This is a genomic window from Brevibacterium sp. NPDC056726 (genome assembly GCF_042790515.1).
GTDB lineage: Bacteria > Actinomycetota > Actinomycetes > Actinomycetales > Brevibacteriaceae > Brevibacterium > Brevibacterium sanguinis.
Genome location: NZ_JBHTYZ010000001.1, coordinates 630,700 through 647,270, shown reverse-complemented (window position 1 = coordinate 647,270; position 16,571 = coordinate 630,700). Strand labels below are relative to the sequence as shown.

The 16,571-nt window shown below is 70.3% G+C and carries 12 protein-coding genes; 7 read left to right on the top strand and 5 right to left on the bottom strand.

All coding sequences use genetic code 11. The features are described 5' to 3' along the window. Positions 1 to 97: 97 nt before the first annotated feature. Positions 98 to 1,084, bottom strand: a complete 987-nt coding sequence (locus ACFQ91_RS02875; RefSeq protein ID WP_344251110.1) for an asparaginase — start codon at positions 1,082 to 1,084, stop codon at positions 98 to 100. A gap of 68 nt (positions 1,085 to 1,152) precedes the next feature. On the opposite strand from ACFQ91_RS02875, the gene ACFQ91_RS02870 reads away from it, so the two are divergent. The 7 genes from ACFQ91_RS02870 to poxB all read left to right on the top strand — a co-directional run bounded on the left by ACFQ91_RS02870 (position 1,153) and on the right by poxB (position 12,344). Next, positions 1,153 to 2,616 (top strand): DUF3375 domain-containing protein, encoded by a 1,464-nt coding sequence (locus tag ACFQ91_RS02870; protein ID WP_344251111.1) that lies wholly within the window; start codon positions 1,153 to 1,155, stop codon positions 2,614 to 2,616. Next, positions 2,613 to 3,419 (top strand): DUF4194 domain-containing protein, encoded by an 807-nt coding sequence (locus ACFQ91_RS02865; RefSeq protein WP_376870352.1) that lies wholly within the window; start codon positions 2,613 to 2,615, stop codon positions 3,417 to 3,419. The genes ACFQ91_RS02870 and ACFQ91_RS02865 overlap by 4 nt, the downstream gene beginning before the upstream one ends. Next, positions 3,416 to 7,024: an ATP-binding protein gene (locus ACFQ91_RS02860; protein ID WP_376870355.1), complete on the top strand. Its 3,609-nt coding sequence runs from the start codon at positions 3,416 to 3,418 to the stop codon at positions 7,022 to 7,024. The genes ACFQ91_RS02865 and ACFQ91_RS02860 overlap by 4 nt, the downstream gene beginning before the upstream one ends. A gap of 50 nt (positions 7,025 to 7,074) precedes the next feature. Further along, the gene (locus tag ACFQ91_RS02855; protein ID WP_344251114.1) at positions 7,075 to 8,409 is read left to right on the top strand and encodes a Wadjet anti-phage system protein JetD domain-containing protein; all 1,335 of its coding nucleotides are present in this window, start codon (positions 7,075 to 7,077) and stop codon (positions 8,407 to 8,409) included. Between the two features lie 164 nt (positions 8,410 to 8,573). Continuing rightward, positions 8,574 to 9,074: an MmcQ/YjbR family DNA-binding protein gene (locus ACFQ91_RS02850; protein ID WP_344251115.1), complete on the top strand. Its 501-nt coding sequence runs from the start codon at positions 8,574 to 8,576 to the stop codon at positions 9,072 to 9,074. A gap of 7 nt (positions 9,075 to 9,081) precedes the next feature. Further along, positions 9,082 to 10,245, top strand: coding sequence for an MFS transporter (locus ACFQ91_RS02845; protein WP_344251116.1), 1,164 nt, complete (start codon positions 9,082 to 9,084; stop codon positions 10,243 to 10,245). Between the two features lie 383 nt (positions 10,246 to 10,628). Then, entirely contained in the window at positions 10,629 to 12,344 is a 1,716-nt protein-coding gene (poxB, locus tag ACFQ91_RS02840; RefSeq protein ID WP_344251117.1) for a ubiquinone-dependent pyruvate dehydrogenase, read from the top strand. Positions 12,345 to 12,592: 248 nt separating this feature from the next. On the opposite strand, the gene ribH is transcribed toward poxB, so the two are convergent. The 4 genes from ribH to ribD form a co-directional block, all read right to left on the bottom strand. Beyond that, on the bottom strand, positions 12,593 to 13,060 hold the full coding sequence (gene ribH / locus ACFQ91_RS02835) for a 6,7-dimethyl-8-ribityllumazine synthase (protein ID WP_344251118.1): 468 nt from the start codon (positions 13,058 to 13,060) through the stop codon (positions 12,593 to 12,595). A 227-nt stretch (positions 13,061 to 13,287) separates the two neighbouring features. Continuing rightward, positions 13,288 to 14,613 (bottom strand): 3,4-dihydroxy-2-butanone-4-phosphate synthase, encoded by a 1,326-nt coding sequence (gene ribB / locus ACFQ91_RS02830; protein ID WP_344251119.1) that lies wholly within the window; start codon positions 14,611 to 14,613, stop codon positions 13,288 to 13,290. Next, complete coding sequence (locus ACFQ91_RS02825) at positions 14,606 to 15,448, bottom strand: riboflavin synthase (RefSeq protein ID WP_344251120.1); 843 nt, start codon at positions 15,446 to 15,448, stop codon at positions 14,606 to 14,608. Before ACFQ91_RS02825 ends, ribB begins: the two co-directional genes overlap by 8 nt. Next, positions 15,445 to 16,479, bottom strand: a complete 1,035-nt coding sequence (gene ribD, locus ACFQ91_RS02820; RefSeq protein ID WP_344251121.1) for a bifunctional diaminohydroxyphosphoribosylaminopyrimidine deaminase/5-amino-6-(5-phosphoribosylamino)uracil reductase RibD — start codon at positions 16,477 to 16,479, stop codon at positions 15,445 to 15,447. The genes ACFQ91_RS02825 and ribD overlap by 4 nt, the downstream gene beginning before the upstream one ends. Positions 16,480 to 16,571 lie beyond the last annotated feature (92 nt).

Genomic DNA, 16,571 nt, shown 5'->3' with positions numbered 1-16,571 from the left:
CGGCTCAAACTGGACTTGGGCAGGCGGATACGAAGACTGATGTCGCAGAGGTGGCTCGGTGTCGTCGGTCCCGCTGGATGCCGAACATCTTCGCACCTCACCGGAACTGCGCGAACACCTCGGCGGGATCGACTCCGAAGCTCAGTGCCAGGGTCAGCGCGATCCGGGCCTTCCTCGCATCGAGGACGCCCGCGGGCAGGAGACCGGCCTCGAGCAGACCGATCTCCCCGCCGACGTAGCCGTACGTGCGGGTGAGGCTCGCCCCCGCCCCCGGTCGGGAGGCGAGGACGACGGGCATCTGCGCGCTGAGGCGGGAGACCGCGGGCACGAGAAGCTCGGGCACGTGACCACCGCCGACGCCGGCGATGACCGCGCCGGCGAACCCCGCCTCGGCGAGGTGGGCGAACGTCTCCGCCGGCTCACCCATCCCCACCTCGACGAGCGCGACCGGGGCGATCGCCTCAGGGCGATCCCGCCGGGCGAACGGCGAGGTGAGCGCGGCCGGGGCATGGGGGACGCGGACGACGTCCTCGCTGATCCACCCGATCGCGCCGAGCACCGGACCGGACGAGAACGCCGCCGTCGACGACACATGCGCCTTGCGGACATGCCGGGGATCGTGGATCTCGTCGTTGAACACGAGCGTCACCGGCAGGTGCCGCGCCTGCGGGGACAGCGCCGTCAGTGCGGCGGACCGGACGTTCGCGGGACCATCGGCGCCTGGCAGGGTCGGATTGCGCATCGCCCCGGTGACGGAGATCGGCACCCCTGAGTCATTGAGCAGCGACAGCGCGAAGGCACTCTCCTCGAGGGTGTCTGTGCCCTGCGTGAGGACGATGCCGTGCGCCTCGGTCTCCCGGGCGAGCTGCGCAACGTCGAGGAGCATCTCCAGTGTGACGTTCGCACTCGACACCTGCGCGACCTGCGTGAAATCCGTGCGCAGATCCGGCCAGATCTCATCGAGACCCGCGGCCGCGGCGATCTCCGCACCGCTGAGAGCCGGGGCAACCCCGCCGCTGCCGTCAGCGGTCGAGGCGATGGTGCCGCCGAGCGCGGCGACGAGCAGATGAGGAGACTCAGGCATGCCCCCGAGTCTAACGAGGCCCGTGCCCCGATTTCCCCGCCCCGGCACCGCGCGGGACAATGGAGGCCATGTCCGCTCTGTCCTCCGCGCTCGCGTTCCGTCGCCTCATCGACGACAACGCGACCCTGCGCATGCTGCGGGCCGACAACCTCGCGATCATGGCCGCGACCCTGGGCAACCTCCTCGGCAGCCCGGGCAGCCGTCTGTCCACCGACGACGTCCACGAGGCGATCGACGCCGACCTCGAGGAGCTGCGCGACCACTTCGACCTCGGCACCCGCACGGCGAAGGCCTACTGCGACGACTGGCGCCGGGCCGACATCATCATCCGCCGCCCCGCCACCGGTGCCCGCGGCGAGACCTACGAACTCTCCGCGGCCGGGTTCGATGCGATCCGCATCCTCGAACAGCTGCGCACCCCACCCCGCACGGCCACCGAATCCCGCCTCGTCGCCCTCGCCCAGGCGGTCCGACAGCTCGCCATCGACACCGACCCCGACACCTCACGGCGCCTGCGCTCCCTCGAAGCCCAACGCGACCGCATCGACGCCGAGATCGCCCGCGTCCGCCGCGGCGACGCGATGTCGACCACGCTCGACCGCAGACGCGCAGGTGAGAGGGTCAGCGACATCCTCGGCCAGGCCCAGGGCCTGCCCGCCGACTTCGCCCGCGTCCGAGCCCGCTTCGAAGAGCTCAACCACGACCTGCGCACGAGCATCCTCAGCTCCGAGGACGCCCAGACCCACGTCCTCGACGACATCTTCCGCGGCGTCGACCTCATCGAATCCTCCGACGAGGGCCGCACCTTCACCGCGTTCTCCGGGCTCGTCCGCGACCCCGAACAGTCCTCGGCCTTCGACGACGACGTCTCGGCGATCCTCGACCGCGACTTCGCCCGCTCCCTGCCGCTGGCCACCCGACGCACCCTGCGCGGACTCATGCGCGACATGAAGGACGGCAGCCGCGAAGTCCACAGCGCGCTGTCCGACTTCGCCCGCGGCCTGCGCCGCTACGTCCACTCCCACGAGTTCCAGCGCGACCGCGTCATGCGCACCCTCCTCCAGGACGCGCTCGCCGAGGCGGTGCCCGCCGCCCAGCAGCGCAAACCCTATGCGGACTCTGGGGTCGCCCTGGACCTCTCGACCGTACCGATCGCCTCGCTCGGCGAGGTCACGCTGCACGACCCCGACGAATTCGACGCCGGCGTCGCCCTGAGCGCCGCCGGCGAATCGACCGTCGACCTCGGCGAGCTCATCCGCGTCGCCCGCGAATCCGAGATCGACTTCACCGAACTCACCGACAACGTCAACACCGCCCTGGCCGGTGCCGCCGACATCACCGTCGCCGAGGTGCTCGAACGCTTCCCGGCCAGCCAGGGCCTGGCGAGCGTCGTCGGGCTGCTCTCGCTCGCCACCACCCACGGCACCGTCGACCCCACCACCGCCGACGTGCTCACCTGGACCGGCACCGACGGTGTGCCCCGCCGCGCGGCCACCCACCGCCGCCTCTTCACGAAGGAGATCCCCGTTTGAGCCAGGACGATCTGCGTCAGGACGATCTGCCTCCTGCTGATCTCGATCCCGACGAGCAGCCGCTCGAGGACCGGCCCGCCGGGACCGGTCTGTGGTCCGGTGACACCGGTGTCCTCCACGAACGCACCCGCCGCGTCCTCCTCGAACTCCTCAAGGGCCCCTACGTCTCCGGCGCCCAGAACCCCGGCCTGTGGGCCGCCCTCATCGCCGACGAGACGAGCGTGCGCTCACGCCTCCACGAACTCTTCCTCGACCTCGTCATCGACCCCGTCGACGAATTCGCGTTCACCCGCAAGGTCGTCACCGAGGAGATCGACGTCCCCAGCGCGGTCCGCAGCGAACGGCTCACCTTCATCGACACCGCGATGCTCCTCGTCCTCCGCCAGCTCCTCCTCGCCGCCCCCGGCGAACGCCGCGTCATCGTCGGCAAGGACGAGGTCTACGACTCCCTGATGATCTACCGCACCGGCGACGAATCGACGTTTCTCCGCAACCTCAACGGCGCGTGGGCGCGGATGTCGAACCGCCTGCGCGTCCTCCACAAGGTCGGCGACGAGCGCTTCGAGATCTCCCCGATGGTCCGTTTCCTCATCGACGAGGACCGCGTCCGCGAACTCACCGCCACGTACCAGCGCATCGCCGCCGGAGAGGACGGCGACAACGCCGAGGTCGACGATCCTGCCGGTGGCATCGGAACCGGGGACAGCCTCGGCGAGGATGGGCCTGACTCCGATACCCCCGATCCGGACGCCCCTGACCCCGACAGCCCAGACCACACCACCACCGAGGAGGACGCGGAATGACCGAGACCGACCTCCTCTCGATCCTGCCCGAGGACGCCCGCGGCTCCGTCTTCGACGGCGTCCCCGAACCCGACGCCGAGGTCACCGCCGCGCTGTCGGGGCAGTGGCGGCTCAGCCGGATCCAGCTCGCGAACTGGGGCACCTTCGACGGGGAGATCCACACGATCCCCGTCTCCCGGCAGGGCCAGCTCATCACCGGACCCTCCGGTTCGGGGAAGTCGTCGCTGCTCGACGCGATCGCCTCGGTGCTCACACCCGACAAATGGCTGCGCTTCAACGTCGCCGCCCAGACCGCGGGCGCCCGGACCGAGCAGCGGAGCATCATCAGCTACGTCCGCGGGGCGTGGACGCGGATGACCGACGCCGAGGAGGACCGCGTCGTCAGCCGCTACCTGCGCCCGCACGCGACGTGGAGCGGCATCGTCCTGCGCTTCGAGAACGAGATCGACCCGCCGGTGACCCTCGCCCGCCTGTTCTTCGTCAAGGGCAGCGGGACGAAGAACTCCGACGTCTCCGACCTCTGCCTCCTCGACCGCTCCGGCATCGACCTAGCTGACCTGCAGGAATACGCGCTCGGCGGGATCCAGACCCGGGCGCTCAAGGCCGCCCACCCCGACGCCGTCATCACCTCGAACGGCGCCCACGGCCGGTTCTACGCCCGGATGCGCTCACTCTTCGACATCGAACACGAATCCGCGCTGCAACTCCTCCACAAGACGCAGTCGGCCAAGCACCTCGACAGCCTCGACCAGCTCTTCCGCGAGCACATGCTCGAACCCCCGGCGACCTTCGCCCTCGCCGACACCGCCGTCGACGAGTTCGGCGACCTCAAGGACGCCCACGAACACGTCGTCCAGCTCCGTCACCAGCGCGATCACCTCCTCGAACTGCGTGACGCGGCGACGAGGTACGACACCGCGCACGCCGCCGTCGCCGAAGTGCGCGAACTCGCCGCAAGCGTCATTCCGTTCCAGAAGCGCCGGGAGCTCGACCTCCTCGACGCCGAGCGCTCGACCCTCGACGAGCGCATCGCCACCCTCGACGCCGAAGCCGACGACGCCGACCGCACCCTGCGCGCCGCCGCCGACGACCTCAAACGGGCCGAGCGCGCCGCCCTCGAACTCGGCGGGTCGGAGACCGCGTTCCTCCACGAGAAGATCCGCGCCGGGGAGGAGACCCGCCGGACCGCGAAGAACCGCTGGGAGTCCCTGCGCACGCAGCTGAGCGAAGCGGGCATCGACGACGCCCCGACGACCGCCGCCGAGTTCGCCGAACTCCAGGCCGAGATCGCACGCATCCTCGACGGCTCAGAGTCCCCGGCGGGCCCGAGCCACGCCGACCACGACCGGTTCTCGAAGGCCCGCGCCCGCGTCGCCGCCGCCGAAGCCGCGATCACCGCCCTGCGCCGCAGCGGCACCACCGTGCCCGGGCACCTCCTCGAGGTGCGCACGATGCTCGCCGAGGCGGTCGGCCTGCCCGAATCCGCCCTGCCCTTCGGTGCCGAGCTCATCGAGGTCAAACCCGAGCACGCCGCGTGGACGGGGGCGATCGAACGCGTGCTCCGACCGTTCGCGCTCACGCTCCTCGTCCGCTCCGACCACCTCGGAACGGTCCGCTCCTGGGTCGACTCCCACCGGATCACAACCCGCCTCGTGTTCGAGGAGGTGCCCCAGACCGCTGCCTCCCCGCGCCCCGCGAAGAGCGCGATCTCCCTGGTCAACCGGGTGCGGGTGGCGGAGACCGGGGTCGGCGAGTGGGTGAGCTGGGCACTGTCGGAGCGCTACGACTACGCATGCGTCGATCACCTGTCCGAGATGGACGACCACGTCAAGGCCGTGACGATCAACGGGCAGATCAAAACCTCCCGGACCCGGTACGAGAAGGACGACCGGCGCCGCATCGACGACCGTTCGCAGTGGGTGCTCGGGGACCGGGATGCGAAGCTCGAAGCCCTCATCGACGAACTCAAGGCCGCCGAGGCGGACCTGCAGGCCGTGCGCACGATCGTCGAGACCGCCGAGGCGGACGTTGCGAAGGCGAACGAACGCCGGGGCCTCCTCGCCGGAGTCCGCCGGCAGACATGGCGCGACGTCGACGCCGACGGGGCGCAGAAGGAGATCGACACCCTCCAGGCGCGCCTCGACGAGCTCATGGCCGGCGACAGCGACCTCCAGGCCGCCAACCGCGCCCGCGACGAGGCGGAGACCGCCCTCGACGACGCGCGCACCCGCGCCGACGACGTGAGCTTCCGGCTGCGCACCGCCCGCGCCACCCGCGACGGCCTCGCCGCTGCGGCCGAGGCCCTGCGGGAGGCGATCGCCGCCGGCGAGTACCCGGAGGTGTCGGCGGCCGTGGGCACGGCACTCGACGAGCGGTTCCGGGCGGTCAGGCGCAAGATCACCCGCGACATCCTCGGCGACGTCGGACAGGCCGTCATGACCCGGCTGCAGGACGAACGGGACGCCGCCGCGGACCGTGCGACCGCAGCCGGGCAGGACGTCACCCGGCTGGCAGCGCAGTTCCAAGCGGCCTGGCCGTCCGCCTCGGCGAACCTCACCTCCGACGTCGAGGACCGGCAGGGCTTCCTCGACATGCTTGCCGAGATCCAGGCCCACGGCCTGCCCGAACACGAAGGACGGTTCCTCGACCTGCTGCGGAAGCGCTCGCGGGACCTCATCGGCGAGCTGCGCGGGGAGATCCTCGGGGCGCCGCGGGAGATCCAGGACCGCGTCGACCCGGTCAACGCCTCGCTGCAGCGGTCGGAGTTCGACACGGATCGCTTCCTCCACCTGCGCGTCAAGACCCGGCGGAGTGAGACGGTCAAGGCGTTCATGCGCGATCTCGCGACGATCTCCGAGGGCAGCTGGGGCGATGAGGACCTCGAGACGGCGGAGATGAAGTACGAGCTGCTCGCCGACATCATGCGCCGGTTCGCCTCGAGCGAGCACATCGACCGCGTGTGGCGCACCCAGTGCCTCGACACGCGTCTGCACGTGACGTTCCTCGCCGAGGAGCTCGACCGCGACGGCACTCCACAGGCGACGTACGATTCCGGGGCGGCGATGTCGGGCGGGCAGCAGCAGAAGCTCGTCGTCTTCTGCCTCGCCGCGGCCCTGCGCTACCAGCTCGCCGACCCCGACGAACCGGTCGCGAAGTACGGCACGATCATCCTCGACGAGGCCTTCGACAAGGCGGATTCGCGCTACACGCGGATGGCGCTCAACATCTTCGTCGAGTTCGGCTTCCACATGGTGCTCGCCACCCCGCAGAAGCTCCTCCAGACGATCGAGCCCTACGTCGGCGCCGCCGCCGCGATCGACAATCCCACCCGCGCGAAGTCCGTCGTCGCGAACATGGTCTGGGAGACCGACGGGGACGGGGCTGGTGACGGGGCTGCGGGGAAGGATGTTTCTGGTGGTGGTGATTCCGGCGCCGAGGCGGGGGCGGGCGACCCTGTCCTCGTCGAGTCCGGTGCGACGGTGGAACCGGGTGCGACGGTGGAACCGGTTGTGAGCCCGGAGGCCGGTGAGGCTGCGGAGACGGTCGCGGCAGCGGAATCCGTCTCGACAGCCGAGGCCATCTCGACCGGGGACGGCAGCCGATAGGGGAGAGCCGCGCGCGATGAGGTGCGGACAGCACTCGGTAGGGTGAGGCCATGATCGATGTCGCCGAGGCGCGCCGGCTCGCCGAGAAGCGCCTGCGCACCCGGATGGGCCAGTGGGCGGGGGAGCAGGCGGTCCTCGCCGAGGCCGACGGCGCCCTTGGTGTCCGCCCCGCCGAGGCGGAGGTCGGCTCACCGGCGTTCGAGCTCGGGCTCAAACCACCGACCGAGAAGGAGGTCATGGGCGACCTCGCCGGTGCCGAAGCGTGGGTGCGGTCGTGGCGGGCCGCCGCGACCGATCACTCTCTCGACCTCGACTGGCAGTCGCGCGCGTGGAAGTCCGTGGGCAGGCAGGACGTGCCGGTGCGGGCGCGGTTCCCGACGCCGGAGGATGTCGCGGTGTTCGTCGGCGGAAGTGCAGAGCGTGACTGGCGGCGGCTCTCGGCGCGAGTGCGCGAGATCCGACAGCGCTGGCCGCAGACGACCGCGCACTCCACTGGTCCGAGCGTCGACGGCGATCCTGCGACTGGGGATGCCGAGACGACGGCGGGGCAGGACCGGGTCGCGGCGGCTGGTGTGGTGGCGGACCGAGGCGCGGGGAATCCGTCTGGGTTCACGGCGTCTGCGGGGGAGTTCACGGCGGTCGTGAGATCACTGGCCAAGCGGCTCCTCGACCTCGGTGACGACGAGTTCGCCCAGGTCATCGATGTCGTCAGCTGGCTTGCGGAGAATCCGCTCGGCACGATGCGCCCCCGGCAGCTGCCGATCCGCGGCGTCGATTCGAAGTGGTTCGGTACGCACCGGGGACTCGTCCGCGCGCTGCTCTCGCTGGCTGGTGCCCCGGGCGGGCTCGACATCCTCGACGCCGAGGCGAATGTCCGCCTGCGCCTCCTCGACCCGGCGATGGCGTTCGGTCCGCTGCGCGACCTCGCCGCACCGGTCGACCAGCTGGCCCGGCTGAACCTGCAACCGCGGACCGTGCTCATCGTGGAGAACCTCGAATCGGTGCTCGCGCTGCCCGATCGCCCGGGCACCGTTGCGATCCACGGATCCGGCTACACGGTCGGGGTCGTCGCACGGTTGCGATGGGCCGCCTCGGCGAGGGTCGCCTACTGGGGCGATCTCGACTCGCACGGATTCGCAATACTCAACCGCCTGCGGGCGCATCTCCCCGCGGTGGAATCGCTGCTCATGGACGAGGACACGCTGCTGGCCCACCGCGATCTGTGGGTGCGGGAGCCGACGCCGCACCGCGGGAGCCTGCTCGGCCTCACCGGGTCGGAACAGCGGGCGCTCGACCGACTGCGCAGCGAAGGGGATGTGCGACTCGAGCAGGAGCGGATCCCCTGGGACGCAGCGCTCGCCGCCGTCGACGCAGCGCTGCGCTGATTCGGCGGTGGGGCGCTGCCGCGTAGGGCGATTCGAGGCGGCTCAGTGGCGGTGCAGCGGGAATCGGTGCTCGACCAGCCTGTCGCTGCTATACCGGATGTGGGCACCATCCGATCTGCGGTCGCCGCACCGTTGATGTCTGTGCCCTTTGCTAGCATCCACGCATGGACTCGGTGACCGTGCTTCGACTCGCCCACGACCAGGCGGTGCAGTATCCGTCCGTCGTCATCGAGCACCCCTTCGGACCCGAGTACGCGGTGTTCAAGGTCCGCGGCAGGATGTTCATGATGCAGTACGAGCTGCGCGGAGTGCCGAGCATGAACCTCAAGATCGACCCGCTCGACGGTGAGGTGCTGCGCGACGCCTACGCCGAGATCACGCCCGGTTATCACATGAACAAACGGCATTGGATCACCGTCTGCGGCGCCGACGGAATCGACGGCGCCGACGGAATCGACAGCGACGGCGGTGACAGGGGAGTCGGGACCGGCGACGGCGCCGACGGGGGAGTCGGGACCGACCCGGGGACCACCTCGGCGCGGGCCGCTCTCGATGAGGACCTCCTCCACGATCTCGTCCTCGAGTCGTACTGCCTCGTCGTCGCGAAGATGCCGCGCAGGGATCGCCCGGTCGACCCGGCGAGCTTCGGCGGCAGAGAAGCGTGAGGGAGGTGTGACGGACAGACCTCGGGGCGGCCTGGTCGGGCTCTGCATCGCCGAACTCGTCTGCTGGGGACTCCTCTACTACTCGCTGCCCGTTGCGGTCACCCCGATCGCCGCAGACACCGGGTGGAGCGAGACGACGGTGACGGGTGCGTTGACGATCGGCCTCATCGTCTCGGCGGCCGCCGGGGTGCGCGTGGGACGGCTCCTCGACGCGCACGGACCGCGGACGATCATGGCGACCGGCACGGGCATCGGCGTCGTGGCACTCCTGCTCGTCGCGGTGTCACCGAATCTGCCGGTGTTCTACCTGGCGTGGGCGCTCGCGGGCTTCGCCCAGGCGACGACGCTCTACCCGCCGGCGTTCGCGGTCGTCACCCGCTGGTACGGCGCGCAGCGCGTCAAACCGCTGACGATGCTCACGCTCGTCGGAGGTCTCGCCTCGACCGTGTTCGCGCCGATCATCGCCTGGCTCATCGGCGCCTTCGGGTGGCGGCCGACCTACGTCGTCCTCGCGGGCATCCTCGTCGTCATCGCCCTGCCCGTCCAGCTCATCTTCCTCAACGCACGGTGGACCGACGACGCGGCCGCGCGGTACCAGCGCCCCTCCCGTTCCGAGATCCGCACGGTCACCCGCAGCCCGCGCTTCATCATCCTGCAGTCAGCCGTGGCGCTGGCGACGTTCACCCTCTTCGCGGTGACGATCAACATCATTCCCGTCCTCATCGAACGCGGCGCCGCCTACGGTCTCGCGGCGATCGCGCTCGGTCTCGTCGGCTTCGGACAGGTCGCCGGCCGCTTCGGATATCCGAGCATCGAACGGCACACGAGCGCACGTTCCCGCACGGTACTCCTCTTCGCCGCCGGGGCAGTGGGCCTGTGGCTGCTCGCACTCGTGCCCGGACCGCTCTGGCTCATCATCGGCATCGCGATGATCACCGGCGGCATCCGCGGCTGCATGACGCTCTTCCAGGCGACGGCGGTCTCCGACCGGTGGGGCACGGCGAACTTCGGGGCCATCAACGGCGTCTTCGTCGCCCCGATCACCGTGGGCACGGCGCTCGCCCCCGTCGCGGGCCCGGCTCTGGCCGACCTCCTCGGCGGATATTCGATCATGGCCATCGCCATGGCGGCAGTCCTCACCGCCGCCACCGGCCTGTCGGCGCGGACGTGAGCGTGCGTCGCGGTGCCATGCCCCGAACTGTCTGACGTTCTGTTCGGGATGGGGCAGGAGCGATATGTGAGGTGCCGGACCGGCCAGCGACCGCGACCGGGTGACGTGTAGAAAAATCGCCGAAACTTTTACACGTTCCACTGACATGGAAACTCGCTTTACACATAGCCGGAGGCCCGCAGGGCGGCAGCAGCCCAGTGACTCGCTCGACGATCGCATGCGGCCGACAAGCCTCCTCACCGCATGTGACGCACAACCGATCCTGTCGCCACACTCACAGTTCCGCGGCTGCGGCCCCGGTCTAGACTGACACCAGCAGTCCACGCCTCGCACCGGGGCAGATGCCAGAGCTCCGGTGCTCGTGTTTCCACGGAAGGAGCACCATGCCCACCGTCGCCAGAAACATCGTCGACACGCTCGTCGCGAGTGGGGTCAAGCGCGTCTACGGAATCCCCGGTGACTCGCTCAACGGATTCACCGACGCTCTGCGCGTCAATCCCGAACTCGAATGGGTCCATGTCCGCCACGAGGAGGGCGCCGCGTTCGCCGCCAGCGGCGAAGCCGCCCTGACCGGAGAGCTCGCCGTCTGCGCCGGCAGCTGCGGTCCCGGCAACCTCCACCTCATCAACGGTCTCTACGACGCTCAGCGCTCCCGCGTCCCGGTCCTCGCGATCGCCGCGCACATCCCGAGCGAGGAGATCGGCTCGAACTACTTCCAGGAGACCCACCCGACGGAGATCTTCCGCGAGTGCAGCGTCTACGCCGAACACGTCGCCCACCCCTCGCAGATGCCGCGCCTGCTGCGCATCGCGATGCGAGAGGCCATCGAGAAGCGCGGCGTCGCCGTGCTCGTCATCCCCGGCGACGTCGGCCTCGCCGACATCGACGCCGCAGCCGAGGAGATCAGGTTCTTCCCCTCGCACGTCACCCCGGCCGAACCGCTCATCGAGGACGCGGCCGCCGCCCTCAACCAGAGCAAGAAGGTGGCGATCCTCGCCGGTGCCGGCACCGAGGGCGCCCACCCCGAGCTCCTCGCGATCGCCGACGCCCTCCAAGCGCCGATCGTCCACACGATGCGCGGCAAGGAGTTCGTCGAGTACGACAACCCCTACGACGTCGGCATGACCGGTCTGCTCGGCTTCTCCTCCGGCTACCATGCCCTGAAGTCGTGTGACACGCTGCTCATGCTCGGCACCGACCTGCCCTACCAGCAGTTCTACCCCGACGAGGCGACCGTCATCCAGGTCGATGTGCGCGGGTCGCAGATCGGCAAGCGGACGAAGGTCGACATCGCGCTCACGGGCACCGTCGCCGACACCGTCAATGCCCTGCTGCCGCTGATCAGGACGGGCCGCAGCAGCTCGTTCCTCAAGACGGCGACGAAGCACTACGCGAAGACCCGCAAGGACCTCGACGAACTCGCCACGCCGTCGAAGCGGACCATCCATCCGCAGTATCTGACGAAGCTCCTCGACGAGGCGGCCACCGACGACGCGGTGTTCATCCCCGACGTCGGCTCGCCCGTCGTGTGGGCGGCCCGGTATCTGACGATGAACGGCAAGCGCCGCCTCATCGGCTCCTTCAGCCACGGGTCGATGGCCAACGCCCTGTCCCAGAGCGTCGGTGCGCAGGCCGCCTACCCGGGGCGTCAGGTCATCGCGCTGGCCGGCGACGGCGGCCTGGCGATGCTGCTCGGCGAGCTCATCACGCTCACCCAGAACGACCTGCCCGTCAAGGTCGTCGTCTACAACAACTCCTCGCTCAACTTCGTCGAACTCGAGATGAAGGCGGCCGGGTTCGTCACCTTCGGCACCGACCTGGAGAACCCCAACTTCGCCACCATCGCCGAGGCGGTCGGCATCAAGGGATTCCGCGTCGAGAAGTCGAAGGACCTCCCCTCGGTCGTCACCGAGTTCCTCAACCACGACGGAGCTGCGGTCCTCGACGTCACGACCGAACGCCAGGAGCTCTCGATGCCGCCGTCGATCACCGCCGAGCAGGCGAAGGGCTTCGCACTCTACGCCATCCGCACGGTGCTCTCGGGCAAGGGCGACGAACTCATCGACCTCGCACGCACGAACGTCCGACAGCTGTTCTGACGACCGGAGGCGCCAGCGGTCGGTGAGACCGCGCGGTGCCGGCAGCAGCGGCGGCGACGGCGTTCCGGCGGCGGCGTTCTGGCGGCGGACCGGCAGAGTCGAGGACGCAGAGTGTCGATTTCCGATTCGGATTTCGACACTCTGCGTCCTCGATTTTTCGCTGGGGGTGCCTTTCGCGACCTGCGGGGGTGGTGCGCTGCTCCGAGGGTGGTGCGACAGAGGTGCGGTGTGCCGCGGGGTGCGCCGCGTCAGACTGGGAAGTCCGCCAGCGCCGAGGCGGTTGCCAGGGCCGCGGTCATCGCTTCGTGGCCTTTGTCCTCGCGAGAGCCCTCAAGGCCCGAGCGGTCCCTGGCCTGTTCGTCGTTGTCGCAGGTGAGCACCCCGAAGCCGACGGGCTTGCGGGAGTCGAGGGCGACCCGGTTCAACCCATCGGTCGCCGCCGAGCACACGTAGTCGAAGTGCGGGGTGCCGCCGCGGATGACGACGCCGAGGGCGACGACGGCATCGAAGCTCTCGATGACGCGTGCGGCGGCGACGGGCAGTTCGAAGCTGCCGGGGACGCGGATGAGCGTCGTCGTCGCGTGTGCCTCCGCGGCCGCGCGCTCGGCGCCGGCGACGAGCCCGTCCATGACCTCCGTGTGCCAGGACGCCGCGACGATCGCGACGTTGAGGCCGGTGGCGTCGAGGGTGATGTCGGGTGCTCCGTGATGTGCCATGAGTGATGCTCCTCAGTGGTGGTTCTCGATGTGGTGGGTCGAAAAGTTGTGAGTCGAAAAGTCGGGAGTCGGGCCGGTGGTGAACCGGCTGGTGGTGAGTTGGTCAATGGTGGGTCGAAATGTCGTGAGTCGGGCCGGTGATGACTCGGCTGGTCGTGAGCCGGGTCAGTGGTCGTTCGGCGGTCGGCTGCTCAGCCGACGCCGGCGCGGTGCCGGTGCGGGGGCGCTCAGCACGCGAGGTGGAGCGTGTGGTGCATGCGGGTGCGCTTCGTCTCGAGGTACTTCGAGTTCTCCGGCCGCGCCGGGATCTCGAGCGGCACGACCTCCTCGACGGTGATCCCGAGGTCGGCCAGCGCCTGCGTCTTCGCCGGATTGTTCGTCAGCAGACGGATCCGCGTCAGCCCCATCTCGGTGAGGATCGCCGCGGCCGCCCGGTAGTCGCGGGCGTCGTCGCTGAGCCCCAGTTCGAGGTTCGCATCGACGGTGTCGAGCCCCGAGTCCTGGAGGGAGTAGGCGCGGATCTTGTTGCGCAGTCCGATCCCGCGGCCCTCGTGCCCGGTGAGGTAGATGACCGCCCCGCCGTCCTCGGCGATCGTCTGCAGCGCCCGATCGAGCTGCTCGCCGCAGTCGCAGCGATGCGACCCGAAGACATCCCCGGTCAGGCACTCCGAATGGACGCGCACGAGGGGAGCGGGGCTCTCCGATGCACCTGCGGGGTCGTCGTTGTCGAGTCCGGTGTAGACGCCGAGGTGGTCGAGCCCGTCGACGGTGAACGCCCGCGCCGTGAAACGGCCGTAGCGCGTCGGCAGCGGCACCTCTTGGGAGGCCTCCGCTGTCGTTTCGGGTCCGACCGGCCCGAGGCCCGCAGTTCCGACCGCGGCCGCCGCGGCAGCAGGACCATCGGCGCCCTCACCATCCTCGTCGAGGTAGGCGATGAGCTGTTCGATCGAGACCATGACGAGGCCGTGCGCATCGGCGAACTCGCGCAGGGCGTCGAAGCGCATCATCGAGCCGTCGTCGTGGACCACCTCGGCGATCATCGACACCGGACGGGCCCCGGCGAGGCGCGCGAACTCGACGCCGGCTTCGGTGTGGCCGGGCCGCTCACGGACTCCGCCGTCCTTCGCCACGAGCGGGAAGACATGACCGGGGCGGGTGATCGCGGCCGGGTCGGGGGTCTCGGCGGCGAGCACCCGGCCGGTCAGCGCACGTTCGGCCGCGCTGATGCCCGTCGTCACTCCGACGGCGTCGCAGCTGATCGTGTACGCCGTGCCCTTGGGGTCCTCGTTCGCGGCGACCATCGGCGGCAGGTCGAGCGCGGCCGCCCGCGCGGCCGACATCGGAGCGCAGACGACGCCCGAGCTGTGCCGGACGATGAAGCCCATCGTCGCGGCGTCGGCGAACTCCGCGGCGATGATGAGGTCGCCTTCGTTCTCGCGGTCCTCGTCATCGACGACGACGATCGGGCGGCCCGCGGCGATCTCGGCGATCGCGCGGGAGATCGTGTCGAGTCCGGCGGTGGACTCGCCGAGCGGTGAAACGGTCTCAGTCATGATCGGCTCCTTGTGGTGCAGGGGTGGTGACAGGGGTGGGAATGGTCATGGACGACGCCGAGGCGGCAGGGGCGGCGAAGGCGAGGAGCCTCGCGGTGTACTTCGCGATGACGTCGACCTCGACGTTGACGGGGTCGCCGACGCGGAGGCCGCCGAACGTCGTGTGCGTCAGCGTCGCCGGGATGAGACCGACCTCGACCCAGGCAAGCGCGGTGCCCTCGGCGACCGATCCCTCAGGGGCTGCGGCCGCCGACGGGACGGCCTCGGAGACCGCCGTGAGAGTGAGGGAGACGCCGTTGAGCGCGATCGAGCCCTTGACCGCCGTCAGCGGTGCGAGGTGGACGGGGATGCCGATGCGCAGGGTCGTCCACTCGGCGTGGTCGGTGCGGGCGATGACTTCGCCGAGGCCGTCGACATGGCCCTGGACGATGTGCCCGTCGAAGCGACCGGCCGCCGGGGTGCAGCGCTCCAGGTTGACCGGGTCGCCGGGAGTCAGCGACCCGAGCCCGGTCAGTCGCAGGGTCTCACCCATCACCTCGGCGACGAAAGTGCCCTGTCCTGCGGCGGCGGGCTCCCCGGGCACTACGTCGCCCCCGGCTGAGCCGACCCCGCTCTCGGTGGCCGGCTCGACGACCGAGGTCAGGCACACGCCGTTGACGGCGAGTGATCCGCCCGGCGGCAGATCGGCGACGACGTCACCGGCGGCGATGGTGAGGACGGCCGAGTCCTCGTGCGTGGTGAGGTCGACGACGGTGCCGATGCCCTCGATGATTCCGGTGAACACGGGTTCCTCCTGTGGTCGAAGCGGGTGGTGGACGACGAGCGGGGCGCTCATGGGCTGCTCGTCGTGAAGTGGAGAAGGACGTCGGGCCCGAGCACGGACACCGCCGGGACCGCGGTGTCGTCGGGGATGAGGCCGACCGCCTCGGCGAGGGTGGGGATGTCGAGACCGCGGATGCTCGGCAGGCCCTCACCGAGGATGAGCGGGGCCTGATAGCAGTACACCTCGTCGACGACGCCGGCGGAGAAGAAGGCACCGAGCACCTGCGGCCCGCCCTCGATGAGGAGGTGCCGGATCCCGCGGGCGGCGAGCTCGGCGAGCACGACGTCGACCTCGCGGGTGCGCACGTGGATGGTGGCGGGGTTGGTCGCCAGCGCTGAGTCGGGTGCGAGGTCGCGCAGGCCCATGACGACGGGGATCGGCTGCGGGTCGAGGAGCTCCCCGTCCTCGTCGCGGGCGCTCAGCCGCGGATCGTCGTCGGCCGCCGTGCCGGTGCCGACGAGGATCGCGTCGACCTCGGTGCGCAGACTGTGCGAATGGATGCGGGAGGCCGCCGAGGTGATCCACCGGCTCGTGCGATCCGCGGCGGCGGCCTTCCCGTCGAGGCTCTGGGCGAGCTTCGCCGTGACGAACGGACGCCCCTGCGCCGTCGCCGCTCGCCAGCGGGCGTTGAGGTCGGCCGATTCCTCGCTGCCGAGGCCCGAGCGGACCCTGACCCCCGCCTCGGCGAGGAGGGCCCCGCCGCCCCCGGCGGGTTCGGTCGTGTCGGGGAGGGCGAAGACGACGTCGGGGATGCCGGCGTCGAGGATCGCCTGCGTGCACGGCCCCGTCCGACCGGTGTGCGCGCACGGTTCGAGCGTGACGAACAGCGTCGAAGTGGTGAGATCGATGCCGTGACGATGGGCTGTGGTGATCGCGTCGACTTCGGCGTGCGGGGTACCGGCGCCGAGGTGGCGGCCGGTGACGATCTGCCCGTCAGCGGCGCGGATGGCGGCACCCACCAGGGGGTTCGCGCCTCGGCGACCGTCGCGGGCAGCGGTGAGTGCGGCGGACATCGCCGCGTGATCGTGGGCGGGTGCGCCCATGAGAAAACCTCCCGAGCCGATGCCGGGAGGGAGGAGCGTGCGGGTGCAGCCATCGCGGTTCGCGGGCGTCTGCCTGGTGCGCCTGCCGGCGC